Raw genomic sequence first — 23,103 nt, forward strand, 5'->3', positions numbered from 1 at the left:
GTCACGATGAGGAGATCGCCGCCATGCCTGACTTCAAGGTCAACTCCGACGAGACCGCCGCCACCTCGCAGGCCCTGCTGAACGACTTCGCGCAGCTGCAGGACAAGCTCACCGAGGTCCGTGGCAAGATCGAGAACCTGCTGGCCAACGGCTACACCACGCCGCAGGCGCAGCAGAAGTTCCAGCCCTTCTTCGAGGAGTTCGCCCGGGGCTTCGACCAGGTCAACCAGGGCCTGTCGGGGATCGGCCAGTACGTCCGCTCGGTCGGTGAGGCGTTCACCCAGACCGACGACCAGCTGGGCTCCAACCTGGGCTGATCTCCTCACGCCGCCGCTGTCCAGAACGAAGACGAGAACGGGACCTCCGATGCAGAAAGCCGAAGCGCAGTGCGACTGAATGTCAGTGTCCGCGATCCACTGGATGCGGCGGTGTCCGTCACCGTCGTGATCGACACGGAGCCCTCAGCCCGTGTCGGGGCACTGGCGGGGGAGTTGGCGAGCGCGGTGGGGGTCACCGGTTGGGACGGCGGCGGCGGGGCACCCCCGTTGTTCGCGGGGGCGCAGATGTTGCCGCCCGAGGAGACTTTGCGGCAGGTCGGGGTACGGGACGGGGCCGAGCTCGGGCTCGGTGTCCCGGCGCCGGCCGCGGCCGAGCCAGAGGGACGTACGGAAGTGCGGGTGGTGTCCGGTCCTTCGGCGGGCACCGTTTTCCGGCTTCCACCCGGCGACTACGAGCTCGGGAGTGATCCAAGCTGCCGGGTCCGGCTTTCCGGGGTGCCCTTGGCCGCGCAGATCCGGGTGCATCTGGACGGCAGCGTCGAGCTGCTGGCTGCTCCCGAGGCCTGGCTCGACAGCAAGGCCGTCGAAGGGGTGACCCGGTGGCGTGAAGGCAGTCTGCTCGCCGTGGGTGACAGCCTGCTGGAGGTGTCGTCGGCCTACCCCGTGCCGGCTCCGCTGACCCCGGCGCAGGACGGGCTGGGGCTGGAGTTCAACCGGCCTCCGCGGTTCCTGCCGCCCGAGGCAGGTAAGAAGTTCCGTCTGCCGCAGCCTCCGGTGAAGCCGGACAAGCGACCGATCCCGCTGCTGCCGATCCTGCTCCTTCCCGCAGGTAGCGCAGTGGTGACGATCCTGGTCACCGGCCGGTGGATCTTCATCTTCATCGCGCTGCTGTCGCCGCTGGCCGCGATCGCCTCCACCTTCAGCGGCCGCAAGCAGGCCATGGTCAAGTACCAGGAGCAGCTGGCCGAGTACGAGGCCAAGTCCGCGCGGCTGAGCGAGGACGTCGAGGCCGCGGTGCTGGACGAGCAGCGTTCTCTGCGACTGGCTCTGCCGGATCCGGCGTCGTTGCTGCGGATGGCCGCGCAGCCGTCCGAACGTCTGTGGGAAAGGCGCTGGGACGACCGGGACTTCCTGACCTTGCGGGTGGGGACGGCGGATCTGCCGTCGGCCACCAGTGTGGAGGACCCGACGCTCGACGAGCATCGCCGCACCACCGTGCCCTGGCTGGATCAGGTACCGGTGCAGGTCAACGTGCGCCAGGCCGGGGTCGTCGGCATCGCCGGACCGGAGGCGAACTCGCTGGCTGCCTGGCTCGCCGCCCAGGCGGTCTCGCTGCAGGGCCCGACCGATCTACGGCTGGTGGTGCTGTCCGGTCCGGACGGCGAGCGCACCTGGTCGTGGACGAGATGGGTGCCGCACGCGCAGGCCCAGGCGGAAGACGCGTACTCCCTGGTCGGCAGCACCACCGATTCGCTGGCCCGGCGCATCGGTGAGCTCGGTCAGATCATCACCGCCCGCGCAGCTCTGGGCCGGGAGCTGAACCGGGGCGGGGTGAACGGTTTTCCCGACATCCTGGTGGTGCTGGAGCAGGCCCGGCGGGCTCGGTCGCTGCCGGGGGTGATTTCGCTGCTGCGCGAGGGACCTGCGGTCGGTGTGTACGTGATCTGCGTCGATCGCGAAGAGCGGCTGCTGCCGGAGGAGAGCGGCGCCGTGGTGGTCACCGCGGCGGGCAACACCTGCAGCGTGCGCACGGGGCCGGGCGCTGCTCTGGAGCAAGTGCGTACGGACGCTCCGGAACGCCGCTGGTACGAAGAGCTGGGACGGGCGCTGGCCCCGTTGCGGGGGACCGGGGACAACGACGAGAGCACCTTGCCGAACGCGGTGCGGTTGCTGGACCTGCTGTCGCTGGAACCACCTACCCCGGGCGCTCTGGTGGCCGGCTGGAGTCTGGGCGGCCGCAGTACCACGGCGATTCTTGGCGCCGGATACGACGGGCCGTTCTCGGTCGACCTGGTGCGGGACGGCCCGCACGCGCTGATCGCGGGGACGACCGGCTCGGGTAAGTCGGAGCTGCTGCAGAGCCTGGTCGCCACCCTGGCCGTGGTGAACCGTCCCGACGAGATGACCTTCGTGCTGGTCGACTACAAGGGCGGCAGCGCCTTCGCCGAGGCCGCCGACCTGCCGCACACCGTGGGCCTGGTCACCGACCTGGACACCCATCTGGTCGAACGCGCACTGGTGTCGCTGGGCGCGGAGCTGCGCCGCCGCGAGACGCTACTGGCTCAGGCCGGGGCCAAGGACATCCTCGACTACCTGGACAAGCGGGCCCGCAGCGGAGACCGCCTGCCTGCGTTGCCGCGTCTGATGCTGGTGATCGACGAGTTCGCCTCCATGGTCCGCGAACTGCCCGACTTCATCTCCGGCCTGGTGAACATCGCCCAGCGCGGCCGTTCCCTGGGCATTCACCTGGTGCTGGCCACCCAGCGTCCGGGCGGCGCGGTGACCCCGGACATCCGGGCCAACACCAACCTGCGCATCGCTCTGCGGACCACCGACGGCACCGAGAGCCGCGACATCATCGACAGCCCGGCCTCCGGGGAGATCTCACCCGCCAATCCGGGACGCGCGTTTGCCCGGCTCGGTCCCTCGGTGCTGTTGCCGTTCCAGTCTGCCCGCGTAGGCGGACGGCGGCCGAGCGGGCTGGGGGCAGTACGGGACGACGCCCCGCCGATCAGTGCCCGCGTGGTCACCTGGCAGGACCAGGGCGGACCGCTACCAGCGCGGGCCGAGCGCTCAGGGCCGGCGGCGGTCGAGGCCGTCACCGATCTGGCCGTGCTGGTGAAGGCCGTGGTCAGCGCGGCCGAAGAGGCGGGAATCGAGCGGCAGCCCAGCCCCTGGCTGCCGCCGCTGCCCACGCTGCTGCAATGGACCCAGCAGACACCCACAGACACGGTGGCCCTGGCACCGGTGACTTTCGGCGTGGTCGACCTGCCGGCCGAACAGAGCCGCGCCGACCTGACGTTCGACTTGGACCGGGCCGGGCACCTGCATGTGATCGGTTCACCGCGCAGTGGGCGCTCGCAGACCCTGCGGACTCTGGCCGCGGCCCTGGCCAGCGCGCACCGGGCCGATGACGTGCACCTGTACGGCATCGACTGCGGCAACGGCGCCCTCAACGCCCTGACCGAGCTTCCGCACACCGGTGCCGTGGTCGACCGCAAGCAGGTCGAGCGACTCGGGCGCCTGCTGGACCGGCTCAACGCCGAGCTGACCTCCCGCCAGGGCATTCTCGGGGCTCGGGGCAGCGCCGACCTGACCGAACTACGGGCCGGTCAGGAGCCCGGGCAACGGCTGCCGCACATCGTGCTGATGGTCGACCGGTTCGAGGTCTTCGATCGCGAGTTCCTGTCCTACGACAACGGCAGCTACCTCGAGCGCATGCTCCGGCTGCTGCGGGACGGCGCCGGCGTGGGCATCCACCTGGTCCTGGCCGGAGACAAAGTGCTGGGCGGAAGCCGGTACTCGGGCACCACCGAGGACAAGCTCGTGCTCCGGCTGAACGACCGCCAGGACTATTCCTCGGTCGGCATCCCCACCCGCTCGGCCCCCGAGGACCCGGAACCGGGCCGGGCGATCCGGACCGCCGACGCCAGCGAGGTCCAGATCGCCGTGCTCGGCCCCGATCTGGCCGGCACCGCGCAGGCCGAGGTCCTGCGCAGCCTCGGCGCCACCTTGCGCGAACGCGAGGCCGGCGTCACGCAGCGGGCGCTGCGCCTGGATGTCCTGCCCGACCGGATCAGCTACAGCGAGGCCATCCGGCTGCACCACCGTTCCGGACCGATGCGTCCGCTGCTGGCCGTCGGGGGTGACACGCTCACCGGCCTGGGACCGGACCTCGCCGAGGTGCCCTCGTTCGTCATCGCCGGACCGCCGCGCACCGGCCGCAGCAGTGCCCTGCTCACCGGAGCAGAATCCCTGCTGGCCGCCGGTACGGGCCTGGTGGTGCTGGCGCCGCGCCGATCTCCGCTGCGAGCGCTGGAAGGACGTCCGCACGTGGCCGCGGTGATCAGCGATCCGGATGTTGCGGTGGGCGCCTTCCGCAAGGTGCTCAGCAACATCCCCGAACCGAATGCCGTGATCGTGATCGATGATGCCGAGCTGCTGATGCAGTCGGAGATCGACCAGGATCTGGCGGCTTTCGCTCGCGGTGCGCAGGGCAGCAGCTGGGGTGTCCTGGCGGCCGGTAACGCTGAGTCGCTGTCGCTGAGCCTGGCCGGGTGGATGGGGCAGGTCAAGCGCAACCGCACCGGCATGCTGTTGTCCCCGCAGGGGCTGAGCGACGGTGAGGTGATCGGGGTGAAGCTGAGCCGTGGCTTGGTGGGGCAGGCGCCGCAGCCTGGACGTGGCCTGCTGCATCTGGGCGATGGCGCACTGCTGAGTGTGCAGGTGCCGCTGGTGTCCTGAGCGCAGAACAGACGCTGGTGCCCGGCTCACGGCGTGCGCCGGGCACCAGCGAACAAGCCCTACACGAAGCGGAAGGTACTGGTCACCGCGTCGAACAGGTCGTACACGGCGTCCTTCAGCGGCAGATTCGGGCTGGCCATGGTGACCACCAGGTAGTCGTTGCTCCGCCCCGGCACCGGGATCATCGTGTGCATCGCCAGCAACTTGGTGTCGACATCCGCGGTCAGCCGCGCGGTCTCGGTCCCCGTCACCCGCGCCACCGTGCCCACCGCCGGAATCTGCGCGGCCAGGATCTGCCGATCGGCCGGCGCCACCCCCTCGCGGGTCAGGCCCAGCTGGCGCGAGAGCACCGGCAGGGTCAGCTCCTGCCCCTCCGGCGTGGACACCGCAAAAACCATGCCCCAGGCCATGAACAGCCCGTCGTCGTACTGCGTCACCGTCCCCGCCGCCAGCAACGCTCCCTGCTTACGGGCGCTGCGGGTGATCTCGCGACCCTGCCGGAACATGTCGTTGATCCGGGCCTTCTCCCGCGGCTCGCTGCCCCGGGCCAGTGCCGCCGCCCGGGTCCGGGCCAGCTCCTCACCGGTCAGGTCGACCAGGTTCCAGGCGTCGGGCAGATCGATCAGCCAGCGCTCGGCGGCCGGGGCCGGACCGGTCTCCGGCAGCGGTGTGTAGTTCGGCATCTGTCATCCCTGCCCGGCGTCGAGGTTGGCGGCGGCGTCCCGATCGGTCTGCTCGAAGCTGTCCAGGATGCTGCCGATCGCGTCGCGCACCCCGACGATCTGCTTCTTCAGCTGGGTCTGGCCGTCGTCCCAGCGGTTCTCGAAGTTCTGTGCGGCGCCCCGGCCCAGCTCCGGGCCGAACGCGGCCACGAAGTCGAACGTGTTGTTGCCGATGTCGATGAAGTCGTGCACGAAGGTCAGATTGTTCTGTGCCTCGCGCAGCTCGTCGCCGGGGATGTTGATGTCGCTCGCCATCGCAGCCCTCCAAAATGCCGGTCGGAACGCCATCCATACGCAGTCACCCCCGCCGGAGGTTCACTCGAACCCTTGACGGCCTGGTTCTCGTATCCATGGCATGAACCGCCGTCTTCTGGGCCTGAGCCTGGCCGTGCTGCTCCTGCTCGGTGCCTGTGGCAAGAGCATCGAGATCACTGACGAGGACGACGCGACCCCCGCGCCGTCGCAGACCACCAGCCAGGGCAACGCCGGTCTGGAGGTGCTGGACAACAGCGCCGAGGAGAACGGGATGAACGGCGACGGCGGCACGATGATCGGCGCCGAGCGTCAAGAACAGCCGGCCGATTGGGTCCAGCTGACGGCCGCTCGGGGTGGGGACGTGTCCGGCATCCGGCTCGTGGACATCCACCAGTCGTCGCTGTACCGCTTCGACAACGACAGCGCCAACCCCTCGAAGTCGACCTGCAACGACATGTGCGCCCTGACCTGGCCGCCGGTCACCGTGCAGGAAGGTGGCCGGGTGTACCTGGAGGGCGTGAACGCCCAGCGGATCGGCGCGATCCGGCGGGACGACGGCACCGTGCAGATCACGGCCGGGGGATGGCCGCTGTACCGCTTCAGCGGAGACAGCCAGCCCGGCGAGCTGAACGGCCAGGGCCGCGACGGCGTCTGGTTCGCGGTCTCGCCCGAGGGCCAGAAAGTCGAGTGACGGCCAGAACCGAAAGCAGAGAAACGCTCGCCCGCGCCTAGGGTCTGTCCCGGGTGCCCCGCAGCAGGCAAAGATCCGCAGGACAGACCCTCAGCAGGGCGAGCGGACGTCCGGGGGCCGGAAGGTCCGCAAGACCAGGCCAAAGTCCCGCCCGATTTGCGAACCCACCGGCCTATGGTGGATGCATGAACGCCGGATACGAACTTCCGCTCCCGGCGGCGCAGATCGTCGATCGGCTGAACCATCGGCAGCGCATCCCGCTCACCCCCTGGTCGCTGCGGGTGACCTCGGTGAGCCTGGTCCCCCGCCCCGAGCGGGTACCGCTGGTGGAACTGACGGTCGAGGTCTCCGCGGCCGGATCCGAAGGCGGGGCAAGCAGTTCCGTCACCCAGCGCTGGGCCGTCAGATTCCTGGTGCGTGGGCACTCGCTGGAGCCCGGCGCCCCGGCCCACGCCTTCATCCTGCTGCTGAGAATCGACCTGGAGGACTGGTGGCTGAACCGGACCGCGCACCCCAGCACCCAGGCCCACCGGCTGGACCCGGACCGGCCGGAACTCGCCCTGCGCGACTAGGTCAATCGTCCTCAGTCAGAATCCCTTTCATCGCCGTGGCCGACAGGCCGGGCCGTTTGGCCCGCGGCAGCGTGTCCACCACCAGCGTGTAGGAAGTGCGGACCAGCTCGTCCACCAGCGCCCGGTCCACCTCGTCGCCACCACGCACCGAGATCCAGTGCTTCTTGTTCATGTGATAACCGGGAATCACCGTGTCCCGGAACTGTTCCTGCAGCGCCAGGCCGTCCTCCGGCTCGCATTTCACCGTCACCAGCTGCTCGCCCCGCAACTCGGCGGTCAGGAAGAACACCTTGCCGGCGACCTTGGCCACCTCGGTCTCGGGCCCGAACGGGAAGCACAGTTCAGCCGAAGGCAGGCTCCCAGCGATCTTCACGGCCAGGGCTCGCAACGCAGTTCCGTCCATGCCCCCAGCCTACGAACGCTGCCGGACCGGACGGGTGTAGATCTTGGCCACACACGGCGCCATCCCGGCACCGTCCACGTGCTCGGTGCGGGCCCGGTAGCTGCTCGGGCTCTCACCCACCAGCTCGGTGAAGCGCGTGCTGAACGTGCCCAGCGACGAGCAGCCCACCGCGAAGCAGACCTCGGTCACGCTCAGCTCGCCGATCCGCAGCAGCGCCTTGGCCCGCTCGATCCGCCGGGTCATCAGGTAGCTGTACGGCGATTCCCCGAACGCGGCCTTGAAGCTACGGGAGAAGTGCCCGGGTGACATCAGCGCATGGCGGGCCAGGACCGGCACGTCGAGCGGTTTGGCGTACTCCCGGTCGATCATGTCGCGGGCCTTACGCAGCCGCACCAGGTCCTCCAGCGATGTCACGCGATTCAGCATCGCACGATCGGCTGAAAGCGCGGTGCGGATCAGGAATCGAGAAGCCCGGTACGCAACCGCCCGGATAGCGTTCCGTGCATGGACATCACCATTCACCAGACCTTCCTGCCGCACACCGACCCCGAGGCCTCGCTGGCCTTCTACCGAGACCTGCTCGGTTTCGAGGTCCGTCTGGACGTCGGCTACGAGGGCATGCGCTGGCTCACGGTCGGCCCGGTCGGGCAGCCGGACACCGCGGTGGTCCTCTACCCGCCGACCGCCACCCCGAACATCACCGACGAGGAGAAGCGGGTCATCGCCGAGATGATGGCCAAGGGCACGTTCGCCAGCATCAACTTGGCCACCAAGGACCTGGACGGCACGTTCGAAAAGCTCCAGGCCGGCGACGTGGACGTTGTCCAGGAGCCCACCGACCAGCCGTACGGCGTACGTGATGCCGCACTGCGCGACCCGGCCGGCAACCTGATCCGGCTCCAGCAGGCTGGCTGATCCCACGGCAAAACAACTGCAAATGGGGGACGGAGGGCTCACCGGCGGCGCAGAACGCACAGGACGGTGCCGGGGGAGGTTTTAAGAGCACCGGACGGGTTCGGCTGGCGGGTCTTTCACCGAACCTCCGTGGGCCTCCCGTTAGCAGGGAGGCCCACCTGCGTCAGGCGTCCACTGCTGTTGAGATATCGTGCTGTGCCTGCAGTTCCGCGAGACGGGACTCCAGGGCGTCCTTGATCTGGTGGTAGGGCCCGCTGCCCAAGGCCAGTCGTTTCGGCGCAGGGGAGACATCCGCGACGGCAATGAAGGCATCGGCGACCTTCCCGGGGTCCACCCAAGCGAACGCGCCGTCTTCCAGCATCCGGCGGGTAGCGCCGGAGGGGGTCTGGTCGTAGACCGGAAGGGCTGGTGCGAAGTCCAGGGCCGCACCGAAGCCGGTCTGGGAGGGGCCGGGCTCCAGGAGGGTGAACTCGATGCCGAAGGGGGCGACCTCCTGCGCGACGGACTCGATAAAGCCCTCTGTGCCCCATTTGCTGGCGTGGTAGGCGCTGAAGTTGGGGTAGGCGATCTGCCCACCCTCGGAGGTGACCTGCAGGACGCGTCCACCGCCTTGCGCCCGTAGGTGCGGCAGTGCGGCCTGGATCAGGGTGATCGAGCCGAGCAGGTTCACGTCGATCACCCGGCGGATCTGGGCGTCGGTGAGCTCCTCGGCCGCGCCGAACGTTCCGTGGCCGGCGTTGCTGACCAGGACGTCGATCCGCTCCACGGCGGCGAAGGCCTGGTCGGTGGCGGTCCGCACGGAATCGGCGTCGGTGAGGTCGAGCTGCACGGTGATCAGGGTGTTCGGGTACTTCTCGCGCAGGTCGTCCAGCGCCTGCGGCCGGCGGACCGCGCCGATCACGGTGTCGCCCCGCTGCAGCAGCCGCTCGCTCATCAGCCGGCCGAAACCACCGGAGGCGCCGGTGATCATCCAGGTGCGGGTGTTCATCTTCATCAGTCCTCTCGTGGCAAGACGTCGACGACGCTAGGAGCTCGAGTGGACTCGAAGGCAAGCCTGCTTACCCTGGCCCGGTGACCACCACCACGGACGATCTGCTGAGCATCGGCGAGCTGAGCGCCGAGACCGGCCTGAGCGCGCACACGCTGCGGTTCTACGAGCAGGAGAACCTGTTCCTGAACGAGGTCTCCCGCGACTCCGTCGGCCGACGCGTCTACCGCCGCGCCGACGTCCTCTGGTTGCACTTGCTCACCCGCCTGCGGGACTCCGGGATGCCGCTTGCCGACATCGCGCGGTACGCCGATCTGGTGCGCGCCGGGGCGGGCAACGAGCGGCAGCGGCTGGACCTGCTGCGCGAGCACCGGGAGAAGATGCAGGCCGAGATGGCCCGGTTGACCGCCAGCATGGAGGCGGTGGCGCAGAAGATCACGCTGTACGAGAGCGCCCTGGCGGAGGGAAAACCCGAGCAGCCCTGGCAGGACGATCAGGGCGACTGCATGGTCGTACCCCCGCCCGAGCGCTCCGGCCGGCAGCAGCCGCCGCGGTACACGGGGGCGCGTCAGCAGCACGGATAATGGCGGGGTGACCGACACCTTCGCACCTCCGGCCGTTCCCTCGTACAAGCTTCGACGGGGGCGGATGGGATCGATCCGGCGGGACGCGCTGGAGACGCACGCGTCCCGGTTCGAGGTGCCGGAGGGGCCACTCGAACTGCAGACGCTGTTCGGCGCGGGTGTTCCGGTGGTCCTGGAGATCGGGTTCGGCTCGGGCAGCAGCACTTTGAGCATGGCCGCCGCCGATCCGGAGACCGGTGTGCTGGCGGCGGACGTGCACACGCCCGGGGTAGGCAATCTGGTGCACCAACTGGCCGAGAACGGCCTGGAGAACGTGCGGGTGCTGAACGGGGACGGCGAGGAACTGCTGCGTGACCGCGTTCCCTCGGGGAGCCTGGCCGGGGTACGGGTGTTCTTTCCCGACCCCTGGCCGAAGGCCCGCCATCACAAGCGCCGCCTGGTCACGCCGCGCTTCGCTGCTCTGGTGGCTGACCGGCTGGAGCCGGGCGGGCTGCTGCACTGCGCCACCGACTGGGAGCCCTACGCCGAGCAGATGGCCGAGGTGCTGCTGGCCGAGCCCGGTCTGGTGCTGGAGGGCGGGGGAGCGGTGGAACGTCCGACCTGGCGTCCGGTGACCAAGTACGAGGCGCGCGGACTGAACCGTGGGCATCGGGTGGCGGACTTCCTGGCCCGCCGCCTGGGGTGAGATGTACCGGTGGCCTGGGGCCTGTCCTGTGGATCTGTGCCTACTGCGGGGCACCCGGGACGCCGTCTGACCGCGTCCGGCGTGGCCCCACGCAAAACCATTGCGAGGGGCCCCACCGGCCACGCCCAGCCAGCGCCCCGGGCACCTCCTCGCTACGGCCCTGATCCACAGGACAGGCCCTAGGTCCTACGGGTTGACCAGGACGCCGCCTTCGCCGCCGCCGTCATCGCCACCGCCGCCGTCATCGCCACCACCGCCGCCGTCACCCGGGTCCTCGGTGTCCGGGCTATCGCTCGGAGCGGTGGGCGGTGTCGAAGTCGGCGCCTGGCTGCTCGACTCCACGGGGGGCTCGCTGGTCGGGTCCTCGGTGGGCTCGTCGTCCTCGGTCGGCTTGTCCTTGGTCGGCTTCGGCACCGAGGTCTCGGACTCCTCCGCCGACTTGGTGGCGGTGGGGTCCGGCCGCACCACCGTGCCGTCCCGGTTGGTGATCACCGTGCCGCCGGTGGGCAGGTTGGTGGGCGTCTCGTCGTCCTTCGGGATCACGTCCTCGCTGTCGTCGTCACCGGACGAGGTGGCGGTGGGCGTGGGGTCCTGCGAGCCGGAGGTGTTGGCCGAGGTGTCCTTGTCGGGCTTGTCGGGCTGCATGAAGACGACCACGCTGCCGATGATCAGCACCACCAGCAGCGCCGCACCGCCCGCGGCCTGCGCCACCGACGGGGCCCGCCACCAGGGCTGCTGCGCCTTCCGGGGCTGGGGTACCGGGCCGGTCTGGTAGCCCTGCTGGTTCGGGTAGCCCTGCTGGTTGTAGCCGCCCAGCACCGGGTTGCCCTGGCCGGCGGTGGCCGAGGCCACCTGGTCCATCAGGGCGTCGTAGGCGCTGGCGGCGCCCATCTGCGTGGTCGCGCCCATCGCCTGGGTCTGCTGCACGCCGGTGGGCGGGGTGCTGCGGGGCAGGCGGGTGACCGGCTGGCCGGTGCGCGCGGCGATGGCCACGTGCTTGGCGTTGGGCCGGTCCTGCGGGTCCTTCTCCAGCAGCGCGTCGATCAGGCCGCGCAGCTCGTCCGAGGCGATCGGCGTCATGTCCACCTCGGCGTGCACCGTGCGGTAGAGCATGGCGGTGGCCGGGCCGGTGCCGAAGGCGGGCTCACCGGTGGCCGCGTAGTACAGCAGCGCGCCCAGCGAGAAGATGTCGGTGGCCGGGCCGACCCGCTTGCCCACCGCCTGCTCCGGCGACATGTAGGCGGCCGAGCCGGTGATCTTGCCGGTGCTGGTGACCGTGCTGGCCTCGGCGGCCCGGGCGATACCGAAGTCGATCACCCGGGGGCCCTGCGGCGAGAGCAGGATGTTGGAGGGCTTCAGGTCGCGGTGGATCACACCCGCGCGGTGGATCTCGGTCAGCGCGTCGGCCACGCCCGCGGCCAGGTCGAGCACGTGCTCCGGAGGCAGCGGGCCGTCCGCCTCGACGGTCTGCAGCAGGTTGCGGCCCTCGACGTACTCGGTGGCCATCCAGGGCAGCCGGGCGTCCGGGTCGGCGGTGATCACCTCGGCGGTGTACGTGCCGGAGATCTTGCTGGCCGCCTCGACCTCGTGCCCGAACCGGCGCCGGAACTCGGGGTCGGTGGCGAGATACTCGTGGACGACCTTGATCGCCACCATCTCGCCCTCAGGGGACTCACCCAGGAAAACGGTGCCCATGCCGCCGCCGCCGAGGCGGCCGACCACCCGGAATTCGCCGATCTGCTCCGGATCCCCGGGCCGGAGGTCGTACACGTCGAGTCATTCTCCTGAGTTCGGCTGATGCCGTGCCTATGGTGACAGGTGCAGACTATCGGGCAGGTGTGACTGACCGCAGGCAAATTCAGCCTTCGGGACACAAGCCTGACGTTGAGTTATCACTGGCCTGAGAGTCGCGATCATCCCACGCCGGGTACCGGCGGCCCGTTCCGGGGTAGGACGGGTGGAAATCAGGGTGCGCGTCCGGGTTGTCCCGAGTATCACTGAGTGGCCGTCCGGTGTCGGATTAGGGGGTCATCCTCTGGTGGGCCCCGAGGCGGCGTAGATACACCTCACGTCGTACCCGGGAATGCTCCTCCAGGCGGATGTGCTGCGAAGGTGCAGAGAGCAGGCTTAGTAAGGCCGACGGACGGCACGAGACCGGCCGGGGCCCGACCTTGGGGGAAACTTCCTGATGTCCGAGACCACTGTCGACGTCGCCGTCGGCCACGCCGGTCACGACCAGGCGGGCCAGGCCGACCAGAGCGCGACCGAGTACGAGTACGCCACCGTGCAGGCCCCGCGCCGGCTGGAGTGGGTCTACCGCGACGCCTACCGCCACCTGGGCTGGGTGCTGGACGCCTTCGACCCGGAGGGCTGCCGCAACCCGGCCCTGGTCACCCTGCGCTTCCGCCGGGACCTCGCGCTGCCCGGCCGCGAGCTGGTGGCCGGCCTGCAGCGCGACAGCGACCGCGCCCTGGCCGTGATCGCTGCCCGCGAGCGGGTGCGCACCTCGCTGGTGCAGTCCTCCACGGTCCTGTCCGGCATCGTCGGGGCGGGTCTGGTGGCCGGTGCGGCGCTCACCCTGGACGACGGCGACCTGCTCACCCCAGTTCTGCTGGTGGCGCTCGGGGTGGTGGTGTGGCTCATCGGAGTGATCGGCCGCCGGCACCTGGCCGAGATCGCCGCCGCCCGCTTCGGTCTGGGCATCGAGAAGGAGTACGCCGAGGTGCTGCGCTGCAGCGAGCAGGCCACCCTGCTGCTGACCGGCGCCGACCTGCAGGGGCCGGCCCTGAACGAGCTCACCGTGGACCTGCGGGAGTCGGCGGCCGGCCCGGGCGAGCATCTCGAGCTGATCCCGGCCCAGCCCGCCAGCCAGCCGTAAGCACGCAGCGCCCGCCGAGTTCGACGTGTAAGCCGGGACAACGAAAACCCGGCGGGCAGCAACAGCTCACCCGCCGGGTAACCGGCATTGCGACCTAGGAGCGCTCGGCCCCGGTCCACGGCCGAATCGTCTTGACCGCGCCTGCCAGGACCTCGTCGATCTTGGCCAGTTCGTCGGCCGCGAGTTCGAGGTTGTTCAGCGCGGCCACGTTCTGCTCCAGCTGCTGCACCGACGAGGCGCCGATGATCAGCGAGGTGACCCGGGCATCGCGCAGCGCCCAGGCCAGGGCCAGCTGGGCCAGGGTCTGCTCGCGGCCCTCGGCCAGCTCGGCCAGTTCGCGCAGCCGGCCGATCAGCTCGTCGGTGATCTGCCCGGCGTCCAGCGACTTGCCCTGGGTGGCCCGTGAGCCCTCGGGGATGCCGTTGAGGTAGCGGTTGGTCAGCAGGCCCTGCTGCAGGGTGCTGAAGCCGATCAGGCCGAAGCCCTCGTCCTCGGCCGCCTCGAGCAGGCCGTCGTCCTCGATCCAGCGGTTCAGCATCGAGTACGAGGGCTGGTGGATCAGCAGCGGGGTGCCCAGCTCACGCAGCAGCCCGGCCATCTTGCGGGACTCCTCGGCGGTGTAGCTGGAGATCCCGACGTACAGCGCCTTGCCCGAGCGCACGGCCGCGTCCAGCGCCGAGGCGGTCTCCTCCAGCGGCGTGGTCGGGTCGAAGCGGTGGGAGTAGAAGATGTCCACGTACTCCAGGCCCAGCCGGCTCAGCGACTGGTCCAGCGAGGACAGCATGTACTTGCGCCCGCCACCGCCCTGGCCGTACGGGCCGGGCCACATGTCGTACCCGGCCTTGGACGAGATGATCAGCTCGTCGCGGTAGGGCTTGAGGTCACTGGCGAACAGCCGCCCGGCGTTGATCTCGGCCGAGCCGTAGGGCGGGCCGTAGTTGTTCGCCAGGTCGAAGTGGGTGATACCGAGGTCGAACGCCCGCAGCGCGATGTCCCGCTGCACGCTCCACGGCTTGTCGTCGCCGAAGTTGTGCCAGAACCCCAGCGAGAGCAGGGGCAGGTCGAGCCCGGAGCGACCCGAACGGCGGTAGCGCATGCTGCCGTCGTAGCGGGTGGGGTCGGGGCGATACGTCATCAGGGCGCTCCATCGATCGTTTCCGTGGCCTAACGAAGGCCGCAGCCATTGTGACCACGGGCGCAAATCCGATGCACGGCACCCCCTCACCCGGGCGGGCTACATCGGATCAAGTCGTCTGCCTCGCCCGCCGACCGAAATGGTGTGAGACCGGAGCGGAGGGGGACCCCGGGGACCGCCACGGGCGTCGGGCAGGGCACGGCCGCCGTCGGCATGCCCTTCGACGTCCCGGGGTTCGTCAACCTGGGGGAGCTGGGCAGCGGTGCGGGCAGCACGGTGTTCCGGGTGCGGCGCGCCGGGGTGGAGGATGGTCACGAGTACGCGCTGAAGTGGCTGGACAAGCCGTTCGAGGCCACCACCGGGGAGCACGAGATCCCGCCGAGCATGGTGGAACTGCGCCGGGAGGCGGCCATGCTCACCGCGGTCGATCACCCCGGCCTACCCCGGGTGTACGACGTGGGGCAGGCTCAGCGGCGGCCCTACCTGGTGATGGAGCTGATGCGGGGGACCTCGCTGTCCGACCGCCTCGACCAGGCCCAGGGCCCGATGCCGGCCGAGCAGGTGGCCGAGCTGACCCTGGACCTGATCGAGCCGCTGGCCGCGGTGCACGCCCGGGGCCTGGTGCACCGCGACCTCAAGCCGCAGAACGTGATGGTGCTGGCCGACGGCCAGGCCCGGCTGATCGACTTCGGCCTGACCGTTCGGGGCGGGGAGGACGAGGGCCAGGAGGAGACGCCGCTGGCCGTCGGCACCCTGGCCTACTCCGCCCCCGAGCAGTCGGGCATGCTCAAGCGTCCGGTCGACAACCGCTCCGACCTGTACTCCCTCGGCGTGATCATGTTCGAGGCGTTGTCCGGCAGTCTGCCGTTCTCCATGCTGGACGTGGGCGAGCTGCTGCGCGCGCACGCCTCCCAGCCACCGCCGGACCTGTCCATCCTGGTCCCTGAGACCCCGCCCGAGCTCGTCCAGATCGTCCACACCCTGCTGGCCAAGGATCCGGACGACCGCTACCAGGACGGTCAGGCGCTGGCCGCCGACCTGCGCGACTTCATCGGCAAGCAGCGCCCGGCGCAGCGCCAGGAGGCGCCGCCGATGTTCGGGCGCCAGGCCGAGCTGGACGAACTGCGCCACCGATGGACGCGGGCGCGCACCGGGGTGGGTGGGTTCGCCTTCGTGCGCTCGGAGCACGGGCTGGGCAAGTCCCGGCTGGTGGAGGAGTTCGGGGACCTGGTCGAGGAGACCGGCGGAACCGTTCTGCGGGCCCGGGTCCTGCCGGGTGACACCATGCCCTACGCGCCGTTCCGGGACGCCTTCGTCTCGCACCTGCGCCAGCTGGCCCGGATGCCGGCCACCGAGCGCTGGGAGCGTGCCTCCCGGCTGCGCGCGGTGTTCGACGGCTGGTCGCCGGGGCAGATCAACCGCATCGCCCCCGGCCTGGACGTGGTGCTGCGGCAGGACCGGGACGAGCCCGGCCGCCCGGATCCGGCGGTCGAGCCGAACCCGGTGGCCCTGCCCACCGGCGCGGTGGCGATGTCGGTCACCGAGATCGCCGAGCAGCGTGGGGACGACCAGTTCGGCACCGCCATCGCCGATGCCCTGCTGGAACTGGCCCGCACCTCCGGCGGGCTGCTGCTGATTCTGGACGACGTCACGGCCGCCGACGCCTCGGTGCGGCACGTGGTCGGTCACCTGTCCCAGCAGATCCGCAATGTGCCGATGCTCTACCTGGCCACCGGCCGCGACGGCGAGCTGGAGCAGGTGCTCAGCGACACCGAGCTGACCGCCTACATCGCCTCGGCGGCCCGGGTGCTGGACGTGGATCTGCGGATGGGCCCGCTGGACGAGAGCGCGATCGGGGCCCAGATCCGTTCGCTGCTGCCCGGCCAGCACCTGCCCGAGGATGCTCTGGCCGCCCTGGTCACCCGCAGCAACGGCAACCCGTTCGTCGCCGAGGAGTACCTGTGGGCGGTGCTGGACGCCGGCCTGCTGTGGCCGGCCTGGGGCACCTGGCAGATCGACCTGGACCACCTCGACGCCCTGGATCTGCCCCAGGACGCGATGGGCCTGGTCCTGAACCGGGTCCAGAGCCTGGCCCCGCACGCCCTGGAGCTGCTGGTCACCGGGGCCGCGATGGGTGCCGAGGTGCGGGTCGACGTGGTCGCGGCCGTGCAGCAGCGCAGTACCGCCAGCGTGCACGGGGTGTTCGCCGAGGCCGCCCGGCAGCGTCTGGTCGAGGCCGGTGAGGACGGCACGTTCCGGTTCCTGCACGGCCGGATCGCCGAGGCCCTGCTCACCGGGCTCGGCGAGAGCGAACTGCAGGCCCTGCACTACAAGATCGCCGGAGTGCTCGCCGCCCGGCCCGCCGCCTCCCAGGAGATGGCGCTCGCCCGGACCTTCGCGGTGGCCCGGCACTACATCCAGGCCGCGACCGCCGCCCCCGCCGACAAGGCGCTGGCCGCCTGCGCCGAGGCCGGGCGGCTGGCTCTGGAGGAGTCGTCCGCCGGGGAAGCGATCACGTACCTGGAGTACGCCGTCCATCTCGCGCCGCGCCGCTCGCCGGCCAGGAGCACCCTGCTGGTGCTGCTGGGGCAGGCGCTGAAGCAGGGCGGTCAGTTCGCCGCCGCGCGGCAGCGTCTGGAGCAGGCCCTGGCGGTGGAGGAGGACCCGCTGAACCAGGGGGCGATCTACACGCAGCTGGCCGAGGTGCATCGCTCCAGCTATCGCAGCGAGGAACTGGAGGACGCGATCCAGAAGGGGTTCGCCGCCACCGGTAAACCCTTGCCCCGCAATACTTTCTGGTTCCTGTTGAGTTCGGCGCTGATGGCCTTGGTCTCGATCCCGCGCCGGCGTCTGCTGGGCGATGTCACCGGTGAGGCCCGGCGCCGGGCCCAGACCATGGCCGGCCTGCACGAAGCGGCGTTGTTCGGGGCGACCCTGGGCATGCGGGTGTCCGACTTCCTGGCCCACAACCTGCGCTCGCTGTACTGGGCGGCGAAGCTCGGGCACGGCCGCCGGTTCGTGGCGGCCCAGCTCAACGTGGGGGTGCTGTTCGCGGCGCTGAGTCTGAACCGGGCTGCCGAGCGCTGTTTCCGCCGGTGCGACGGTGATGTCTCGGCGCTGAACCCGCAGACCCGGGCGATGATCCGCTCGTTCCGGCTGGGTGGGGCCTGGGCCGGGAACCGGCCCGAGGGCGGGCAGTGGCGAGGGCAGTTCGACGACTTCAGCCCGCACCTGGACTTCGCCCCGCTGATCGACTCGATCAGCACGTTCAACCTGAGTGCCTGCTTCGCCGGGCGGACCACGGAGGCCGAGCGCTGGCTGGCCGAGGGCCGGGTCAAGCTGGCCGAGCGGGCCGAGGAGATCACCACCTTCGTCACCGCGGCCCCGATGACCGCGGCGCTGCAGGGGCGGAGCACGGAGGCCGAGCGGGAGATGCGCCGGCTGCAGGAGTGGGCCGAGGACATCGACGCCCGGCAGTTGCGGTTCATCAGCGCCATGGCCGGGCTGTTCGTCCTGCTCGAGGACGGTGAGACCGGGGAGCCGGTGGACCGGGCGATCGAGACCTTCGAGGAGATGCGCCTGCCGCCGAGCCTGATCTGGCGCGCTCACCGGCCGATGTTCTACCTGGTCGCGGCGGCCCGGCTGGCTCAGGCCCGGGCCTGCCCGGGCTCGCCGGAGGGCCTGCGGGAGCAGGCCCGGCGCACCGGCCAGGCCACCAAGGCGGTCGAGATGCTCGGCAAGGCCGCCAACACCGACGAGCTGAAGGCGTTCTACACGATCGTCAAGGCCGACCTGTGGGTGCTGCAGGGGCAGAGCCGCAAGGCCCTGGACACGTTGAACGATCTGGACGTGGCCGGGGAGGACGACATGCCCACGGTGGCGTTCGAGTCCGCCCGGGTGGCGGCGCGGGCGCTGACGTCGCTGAACCGCTCCGAGGCGGAGCGCCGGGCCCGGACCGCCTACGCGATCGCGACGGGCGAGCGCTGGTCAGGCCGGGCCGAGGCGGTGCGGGCCGAGTTTTCCCTGCCGCGCGAGGAGCACCCGAGTTCCACCACCGGAGGCAGCGGGCGCACTACGTACACCGGCGGTTTCGACCGCGAGCGCCTGGCCGCCCTGCAGGAGGTCAGCGCGGCGGCGTCACGGGTGCTCGATCCGCGTCTGCTCGGCCGCAAGGCGCTGGAGGAGGTGATCCGGATCCTGGCCGCGGAACGGGCCTTCCTGTTCCTGATCGACGAGGAGACCGGGGCGCTGACCCCGGAGCTGGGCCGGGACGCGAACGGTAACGACCTGAGCGAGCTGACCGGGTACACCACCAGCCTGGTCGACATGGTGGCCCGGACCGGGAAGGCGCAGGTGGTCACCGGTACCGAGGAGGGCGCTGCGCTGGGGGCCGAGAGCGTTGTGCTGCACGGTCTGCGCTCGATCCTGATCGCTCCGCTGAAGCTCAAGGAGAAGATGCTTGGGGTGATCTACCTGGACAGCCGGGTGGCCAAGGGCATCTTCTCGGACACCGACCTGGACATCCTCCGCGCTCTCACCGGGGTGGTCGGATCGGCGCTGGAGACCGCGCGGGCGGCCGAGCGGGCGATCAAGGCGCAGGCCGCCGAACAGGCTGCCCAGGCCTCGGCCGAGCTGGCCAACTCGCTGCAGCGGGCGGGTGAGCGGATCGCCGCGCCAGTGGAGAAGGCCGCGGTGCTGGAGCAGCTGGTGCTCTCGGCGGGCCGGGACGGCGGGGTGCTGCCGGCCGACCTGGCCCTGCTGCTGCCGAACGCGAGTGTGCCGGTTCTGGATCCGGAGAGCCCGTTCGCGGGCGTGGCCGGCGACGCCCCGGCCGAGGTGCGCGAGCAGCTCACCGACGTCAGCTCATGGGCTGCTTTCCCGTTGCGGGCCACCGACGGCGACCTGGGGTTGCTGGTGCTGGCCTCGGCCGATCCGCAGATCTCGCTGGCCGACTCCCTGGCGGTCGGTTCCACGCTGGTGGTGCAGGGGATGACCGCCTACGACCGGGCCTCGGCGTTCGAGCAGATCCGGGCCCTGGCCGTGGTGGACGAGCTGACCCAGCTGAACAACCGGCGCCGGTTCTTCGAGATCGCCACCCGCGACCTGGAGGCGGCCCAGCGTCAGGGCCGCCCGCTGATCGGCATGATGATGGACATCGACCACTTCAAGCGGGTCAACGACACCTACGGTCATCCCACCGGTGACGACGTGATCCGCGAGGTGGCGCGGCGGCTGGCCGCCCAGGTGCGCACCACCGACGTGATCGGCCGCTACGGCGGGGAGGAGTTCGCCGTGCTGCAGCAGGGCGACGACCCGGAGCTGGAGCTGGCCGAGCGGTTGCGGGCCTGCGTCGCCGAGAGCCCGATCCCGACCCGGACCGGCCCGCTGGAGATCACGATCAGCGTCGGCGTGGCCCACCTGGGCCCGGCCGACGCGGACGTGGCCGCCCTGCTGGCCCGCGCCGACCAGGGCCTCTACAAGGCCAAGCAGGACGGTCGAAACCGGGTGGGTTTCACCAGTCCGTAGGCTCGTAGTCCTTCAGGAACACCCCGAACAGGTCCTCGCCGGCCTCACCGCGCACCACCGGGTCGTACACCCGGGCGGCGCCGTCGACCAGGTCCAGCGGGGCGTGGAAGCCCTCGTCGGCCAGCCGGATCTTGGTCGGGTGCGGGCGCTCGTCGGTGATCCAGCCGGTGTCCACCGCGGTCATCAGGATGCCGTCGGTCTCCCACATCTCCCGGGCGCTGGTGCGGGTCAGCATGTTCAGCGCGGCCTTGGCCATGTTGGTGTGCGGGTGCCCGGCGCCCTTGTAGCCCCGGCTGAACTTGCCCTCCATGGCCGAGACGTTGACCACGTACGTGCGCCGGGCCGGGGCCGCCGCCATCGAGGCGCGCAGCCGGCTGATCAGGATGAACGGCGCCACGCTGTTGGCCAGCTGCACCTCCAGCAGCTCCACCGGGTCGACCTCCTGGACCGGCTGCACCCAGCTGTTGGTGTGGTGCAGGTCGGGCACCAGGCCACCGGCATCGATCGCGGTGTTGGCGGCGATCCGGGCCGGGGAGGCGGAACCGGCGGTCAGGGCCAGCGCGGTCAGCGCGTGCGGGGACGGCGCCCAGTGCCCCTCGCCGCCGGCAGCGGTGAGCGCCTCCACGCCCTCGGGGTGGGTGTCCAGGGTGCGCCCGATGGTGAGCATCTCCGGCAGCGGGCCCTCCGGCAGCGGTGCCTTCTCGGCGGCGACCAGGGGCGCGTAGGCGCCGGGGGAGCGGCGCACGGTCTGCGCGGCGTTGTTGATCAGGATGTCCAGCGGGCCCTGGGCAGCGACGTCGTCGGCCAGCGCGGTGACCTGGGCCGGGTCGCGCAGGTCGATCCCGATGATCCGCAGCCGGTGGATCCAGTCCGAGCTGTCGGCCATCGAGGTGAAGCGCCGCACCGCATCGGCCGGGAACCGGGTGGTGATGGTCAGGTGCGCGCCGTCACGCAGCAGCCGCAGCGCGATGTGCATGCCGATCTTGGCCCGGCCTCCGGTCAGGAGCGCGCGCCGCCCGCTCAGGTCGGTGCGGGCATCGCGGCGCTGGCGGTTCTTGGCCGCGCAGTCCGGGCACAGCTGGTGGTAGAACGCGTCGACCTGGGTGTACTTCTGCTTGCAGATGTAGCACCCGCGCGGCTGCAGGTACGTCCCGGCCGAGCCGGACGCGGTGGCCGAGGTGAGCGGCAGGCCCTCGGTCTCGTCGTCGATCCGGCCCGGGGCCCCGGTGGCGGTGGCCGCCGTCACGGCCGCGTCGTTGGCCAGGATGGCCGCCCGGCGCTGCTGGCGGCGGTGCTCCTTGGCCGCCTTGAAGATCTTGGCGGTGGCCAGGCGGACCGCGACGAAGTCCGGGTGATCGTCCGGCAACTGCTCCACCTGCCCCAGCACCTTCAGGCAAAGGGCCAGGTCGGAGGGGTCGATCGAGGAACCGGAAAGGTCCTGCGCCGAATCGTCGAGGTGCGCCGTCATGATGTGAAAACCGCTCGGATCTCTGCTCGGGATGCTGGGGGAAGTCCAAAGTTGCCCCAGCTAATGTACAAAACCCGGCGGCCAGGTGGTTGCACGTTCACCCAGCCGCCTCGTCAACCCGGCGTCAGAGCGTCACCAGTTCCAGATCGGAACGGTGCGGCAGCTTCACCGCTGCGGGCCGGGACCCACCGGGGGCCACGTCCGGAGCGTGCTCGTCCAGCCACTGCCGCTCGAACGCCGACAGCCGCACCCATTCCTCCCGCAGGAACGTCACCAGCCGGACCGCCCCGTCCGAACCCGACTCGGCCTGCACCAGCAGATAGGACAAAGGCATGGCCGGCGGCAGTGCGGCCCGCTTCGAGCCTCGCCGGTGCACCTCGTCCTGGAAGTAGGCGAACACCTCTTCCCAGGCCCGCCCGTCGCCCACGTTGTACAGCACGTCCGCCGCACACTCACGCACCGAGCGGGTCGGGTCGGCCAGCAGCGCGGCGAAGTCGGCGGTGGCGTCGGAGCCCGCGGCACAGGCCAGCGCGGTGACCGCGGCGCGGCGTAGTTCCTGCAGGCCGGGGCCGAACTCGGAGATCAGCCTCCGCAGCTCGGCGTGGGCGTCCCAGCTGGTCGCGGTGCCCAGTTCCAGAGCCCTCAGAACGGTTTCGTGCGAGTTCGCGGCTTGCATGGAGGCAGTGGCCCTATCTGAGCGAGACGGCTACCGCCCGGTCGGGAGCGGCAGGAGGAAAACTTAGTAGATCGACGCTCGGTATTTCGCTGGCGCGCGCCCACGAAGATCGAAAGCATGCCGCGATGGACAGGCAGCAGGTCTCCCGGATCGCCCACACCCGACACCCGATCGCCGCACCGCTGAGTGACCAGGCCGTCACCGACGTCCTCAATCGGGCTCTGGAACACCGCACCCAGTTGCTGGATCTGGGCTGCGGCAGCGCCGAATGGCTGCTGCGGGCCCTGGAACTGCAGCCCGAGGCCCAGGCCGTCGGGATCGACGTCTCCGAACCCGCACTCGCGCACGCCCGGACCGAGGCACAGCGGCGAGGGATGAGCGATCGGCTCCAGATCAGAGCAGAGGACGCAGCGGGGCTGGCTCCCGAAGCACGGTTCGACGTGGTGTTCGTGGTCGGTTCCAGCCACGCGTTCGGCGGCCTGCTGCCGAGCCTGCAGGCCGCCCGCCGGCATCTGGCCCCCGGGGGAGTGGTCGTGATCGGCGACGGGTACTGGGAAAACCCGCCCAGCGAGCAAGCACTGGAGATCATCGGGCCGATGGACGATCTGGCCGGCCTGGTCGCATCGGTCACCGAGGACGGGTGGACGCCGGTGCACGGGCACACCAGCACCCGCGCCGAACTCGACGCGTACGAGTGGGCCTGGACCGGAACGCTCGCCGCCTGGGGGCTGGAGCAAGCGGGTACCCCGGCCGGTGAGCAGGCCCTGGCCGTCGCCCGGGAACACCGCGAGGGCTGGCTGGGCGGCTACCGGGACTCCTTCGGCTTCGTCACCCTGATTCTGAGTCCGGCGGGCTGACCCCTA

At 70.6% G+C, this 23,103-nt stretch carries 19 protein-coding genes; 10 read left to right on the forward strand and 9 right to left on the reverse strand.

Going from position 1 to position 23,103, the window contains the following annotated elements:
- The first annotated feature begins 23 nt into the window (after window positions 1–23).
- A complete protein-coding gene (locus LR394_RS27900) occupies window positions 24–317 on the forward strand; it encodes a WXG100 family type VII secretion target (RefSeq protein ID WP_231447533.1) in 294 nt (97 codons plus the stop codon).
- Between the two features lie 111 nt (window positions 318–428).
- Window positions 429–4,742 (forward strand): FtsK/SpoIIIE domain-containing protein, encoded by a 4,314-nt coding sequence (locus LR394_RS27905; protein ID WP_231447535.1) that lies wholly within the window; start codon window positions 429–431, stop codon window positions 4,740–4,742.
- A 59-nt stretch (window positions 4,743–4,801) separates the two neighbouring features.
- Here the strand turns inward: LR394_RS27905 and LR394_RS27910 are convergent, their stop codons facing one another.
- Window positions 4,802–5,425, reverse strand: a complete 624-nt coding sequence (locus tag LR394_RS27910) for a hypothetical protein (protein ID WP_231447537.1) — start codon at window positions 5,423–5,425, stop codon at window positions 4,802–4,804.
- 3 nt (window positions 5,426–5,428) lie between these two features.
- Window positions 5,429–5,719 (reverse strand): hypothetical protein, encoded by a 291-nt coding sequence (locus tag LR394_RS27915; RefSeq protein WP_231447539.1) that lies wholly within the window; start codon window positions 5,717–5,719, stop codon window positions 5,429–5,431.
- Window positions 5,720–5,819: 100 nt separating this feature from the next.
- Here LR394_RS27915 and LR394_RS27920 point away from each other — a divergent pair, with 100 nt between their 5' ends.
- Together LR394_RS27920 and LR394_RS27925 are read left to right on the forward strand one after the other, a co-directional pair.
- On the forward strand, window positions 5,820–6,410 hold the full coding sequence (locus LR394_RS27920) for a COG4315 family predicted lipoprotein (RefSeq protein WP_231447541.1): 591 nt from the start codon (window positions 5,820–5,822) through the stop codon (window positions 6,408–6,410).
- Window positions 6,411–6,595: 185 nt separating this feature from the next.
- Window positions 6,596–6,982, forward strand: a complete 387-nt coding sequence (locus tag LR394_RS27925; RefSeq protein ID WP_231447542.1) for a hypothetical protein — start codon at window positions 6,596–6,598, stop codon at window positions 6,980–6,982.
- A 1-nt stretch (window position 6,983) separates the two neighbouring features.
- Here the strand turns inward: LR394_RS27925 and LR394_RS27930 are convergent, their stop codons facing one another.
- Both LR394_RS27930 and LR394_RS27935 read right to left on the reverse strand, forming a co-directional pair.
- A complete protein-coding gene (locus LR394_RS27930) occupies window positions 6,984–7,385 on the reverse strand; it encodes an MmcQ/YjbR family DNA-binding protein (RefSeq protein ID WP_231447543.1) in 402 nt (133 codons plus the stop codon).
- A gap of 9 nt (window positions 7,386–7,394) precedes the next feature.
- Complete coding sequence (locus tag LR394_RS27935; RefSeq protein WP_407937140.1) at window positions 7,395–7,811, reverse strand: helix-turn-helix transcriptional regulator; 417 nt, start codon at window positions 7,809–7,811, stop codon at window positions 7,395–7,397.
- Window positions 7,812–7,889: 78 nt separating this feature from the next.
- On the opposite strand from LR394_RS27935, the gene LR394_RS27940 reads away from it, so the two are divergent.
- Window positions 7,890–8,300, forward strand: coding sequence for a VOC family protein (locus LR394_RS27940; RefSeq protein WP_231447545.1), 411 nt, complete (start codon window positions 7,890–7,892; stop codon window positions 8,298–8,300).
- 163 nt (window positions 8,301–8,463) lie between these two features.
- Here the strand turns inward: LR394_RS27940 and LR394_RS27945 are convergent, their stop codons facing one another.
- Window positions 8,464–9,288, reverse strand: a complete 825-nt coding sequence (locus LR394_RS27945; protein WP_407937145.1) for an SDR family oxidoreductase — start codon at window positions 9,286–9,288, stop codon at window positions 8,464–8,466.
- Window positions 9,289–9,371: 83 nt separating this feature from the next.
- Between LR394_RS27945 and LR394_RS27950 the strand changes: the two genes are divergently transcribed.
- Together LR394_RS27950 and trmB are read left to right on the forward strand one after the other, a co-directional pair.
- On the forward strand, window positions 9,372–9,872 hold the full coding sequence (locus tag LR394_RS27950; protein ID WP_231447547.1) for a MerR family transcriptional regulator: 501 nt from the start codon (window positions 9,372–9,374) through the stop codon (window positions 9,870–9,872).
- A 7-nt stretch (window positions 9,873–9,879) separates the two neighbouring features.
- A complete protein-coding gene (trmB, locus tag LR394_RS27955) occupies window positions 9,880–10,557 on the forward strand; it encodes a tRNA (guanosine(46)-N7)-methyltransferase TrmB (RefSeq protein ID WP_231447548.1) in 678 nt (225 codons plus the stop codon).
- A gap of 186 nt (window positions 10,558–10,743) precedes the next feature.
- Here trmB and LR394_RS27960 read toward each other — a convergent pair whose 3' ends face one another.
- A complete protein-coding gene (locus tag LR394_RS27960; protein WP_231447549.1) occupies window positions 10,744–12,327 on the reverse strand; it encodes a serine/threonine-protein kinase in 1,584 nt (527 codons plus the stop codon).
- A 418-nt stretch (window positions 12,328–12,745) separates the two neighbouring features.
- Between LR394_RS27960 and LR394_RS27965 the strand changes: the two genes are divergently transcribed.
- Entirely contained in the window at window positions 12,746–13,435 is a 690-nt protein-coding gene (locus LR394_RS27965; RefSeq protein WP_231447550.1) for a hypothetical protein, read from the forward strand.
- A 94-nt stretch (window positions 13,436–13,529) separates the two neighbouring features.
- Here the strand turns inward: LR394_RS27965 and mgrA are convergent, their stop codons facing one another.
- On the reverse strand, window positions 13,530–14,570 hold the full coding sequence (mgrA, locus tag LR394_RS27970) for an L-glyceraldehyde 3-phosphate reductase (RefSeq protein ID WP_231447551.1): 1,041 nt from the start codon (window positions 14,568–14,570) through the stop codon (window positions 13,530–13,532).
- 213 nt (window positions 14,571–14,783) lie between these two features.
- On the opposite strand from mgrA, the gene LR394_RS42130 reads away from it, so the two are divergent.
- On the forward strand, window positions 14,784–20,096 hold the full coding sequence (locus LR394_RS42130) for a diguanylate cyclase (protein WP_269329913.1): 5,313 nt from the start codon (window positions 14,784–14,786) through the stop codon (window positions 20,094–20,096).
- Here LR394_RS42130 and LR394_RS27985 read toward each other — a convergent pair.
- Together LR394_RS27985 and LR394_RS27990 are read right to left on the reverse strand one after the other, a co-directional pair.
- Window positions 20,083–21,564, reverse strand: coding sequence for an SDR family NAD(P)-dependent oxidoreductase (locus LR394_RS27985; protein WP_231447552.1), 1,482 nt, complete (start codon window positions 21,562–21,564; stop codon window positions 20,083–20,085). The two genes, LR394_RS42130 and LR394_RS27985, sit on opposite strands and share 14 nt — an antisense overlap.
- 124 nt (window positions 21,565–21,688) lie before the next feature.
- The gene (locus LR394_RS27990; protein ID WP_231447553.1) at window positions 21,689–22,240 is read right to left on the reverse strand and encodes a hypothetical protein; all 552 of its coding nucleotides are present in this window, start codon (window positions 22,238–22,240) and stop codon (window positions 21,689–21,691) included.
- A 125-nt stretch (window positions 22,241–22,365) separates the two neighbouring features.
- Between LR394_RS27990 and LR394_RS27995 the strand changes: the two genes are divergently transcribed.
- A complete protein-coding gene (locus LR394_RS27995) occupies window positions 22,366–23,097 on the forward strand; it encodes an SAM-dependent methyltransferase (protein ID WP_231447554.1) in 732 nt (243 codons plus the stop codon).
- Window positions 23,098–23,103: the final 6 nt, after the last annotated feature.

Source organism: Kineosporia babensis, from assembly GCF_021129305.1.
GTDB lineage: Bacteria > Actinomycetota > Actinomycetes > Actinomycetales > Kineosporiaceae > Kineosporia > Kineosporia babensis.

Bases quoted from the DNA above. Each gene is read 5' to 3' on its own strand.
- LR394_RS27900 (WP_231447533.1), top strand. From the start codon at position 24: ATGCCTGACTTCAAGGTCAACTCCGACGAGACCGCCGCCACCTCGCAG.
- LR394_RS27910 (WP_231447537.1), bottom strand. From the start codon at position 5,425: ATGCCGAACTACACACCGCTGCCGGAGACCGGTCCGGCCCCGGCCGCC.
- LR394_RS27915 (WP_231447539.1), bottom strand. From the start codon at position 5,719: ATGGCGAGCGACATCAACATCCCCGGCGACGAGCTGCGCGAGGCACAG.
- LR394_RS27920 (WP_231447541.1), top strand. From the start codon at position 5,820: ATGAACCGCCGTCTTCTGGGCCTGAGCCTGGCCGTGCTGCTCCTGCTC.
- LR394_RS27925 (WP_231447542.1), top strand. From the start codon at position 6,596: ATGAACGCCGGATACGAACTTCCGCTCCCGGCGGCGCAGATCGTCGAT.
- LR394_RS27930 (WP_231447543.1), bottom strand. From the start codon at position 7,385: ATGGACGGAACTGCGTTGCGAGCCCTGGCCGTGAAGATCGCTGGGAGC.
- LR394_RS27935 (WP_407937140.1), bottom strand. From the start codon at position 7,811: ATGCTGAATCGCGTGACATCGCTGGAGGACCTGGTGCGGCTGCGTAAG.
- LR394_RS27940 (WP_231447545.1), top strand. From the start codon at position 7,890: ATGGACATCACCATTCACCAGACCTTCCTGCCGCACACCGACCCCGAG.
- LR394_RS27945 (WP_407937145.1), bottom strand. From the start codon at position 9,288: ATGAACACCCGCACCTGGATGATCACCGGCGCCTCCGGTGGTTTCGGC.
- LR394_RS27965 (WP_231447550.1), top strand. From the start codon at position 12,746: ATGTCCGAGACCACTGTCGACGTCGCCGTCGGCCACGCCGGTCACGAC.
- mgrA (WP_231447551.1), bottom strand. From the start codon at position 14,570: ATGACGTATCGCCCCGACCCCACCCGCTACGACGGCAGCATGCGCTAC.
- LR394_RS42130 (WP_269329913.1), top strand. From the start codon at position 14,784: ATGCCCTTCGACGTCCCGGGGTTCGTCAACCTGGGGGAGCTGGGCAGC.
- LR394_RS27985 (WP_231447552.1), bottom strand. From the start codon at position 21,564: ATGACGGCGCACCTCGACGATTCGGCGCAGGACCTTTCCGGTTCCTCG.
- LR394_RS27990 (WP_231447553.1), bottom strand. From the start codon at position 22,240: ATGCAAGCCGCGAACTCGCACGAAACCGTTCTGAGGGCTCTGGAACTG.
- LR394_RS27995 (WP_231447554.1), top strand. From the start codon at position 22,366: ATGGACAGGCAGCAGGTCTCCCGGATCGCCCACACCCGACACCCGATC.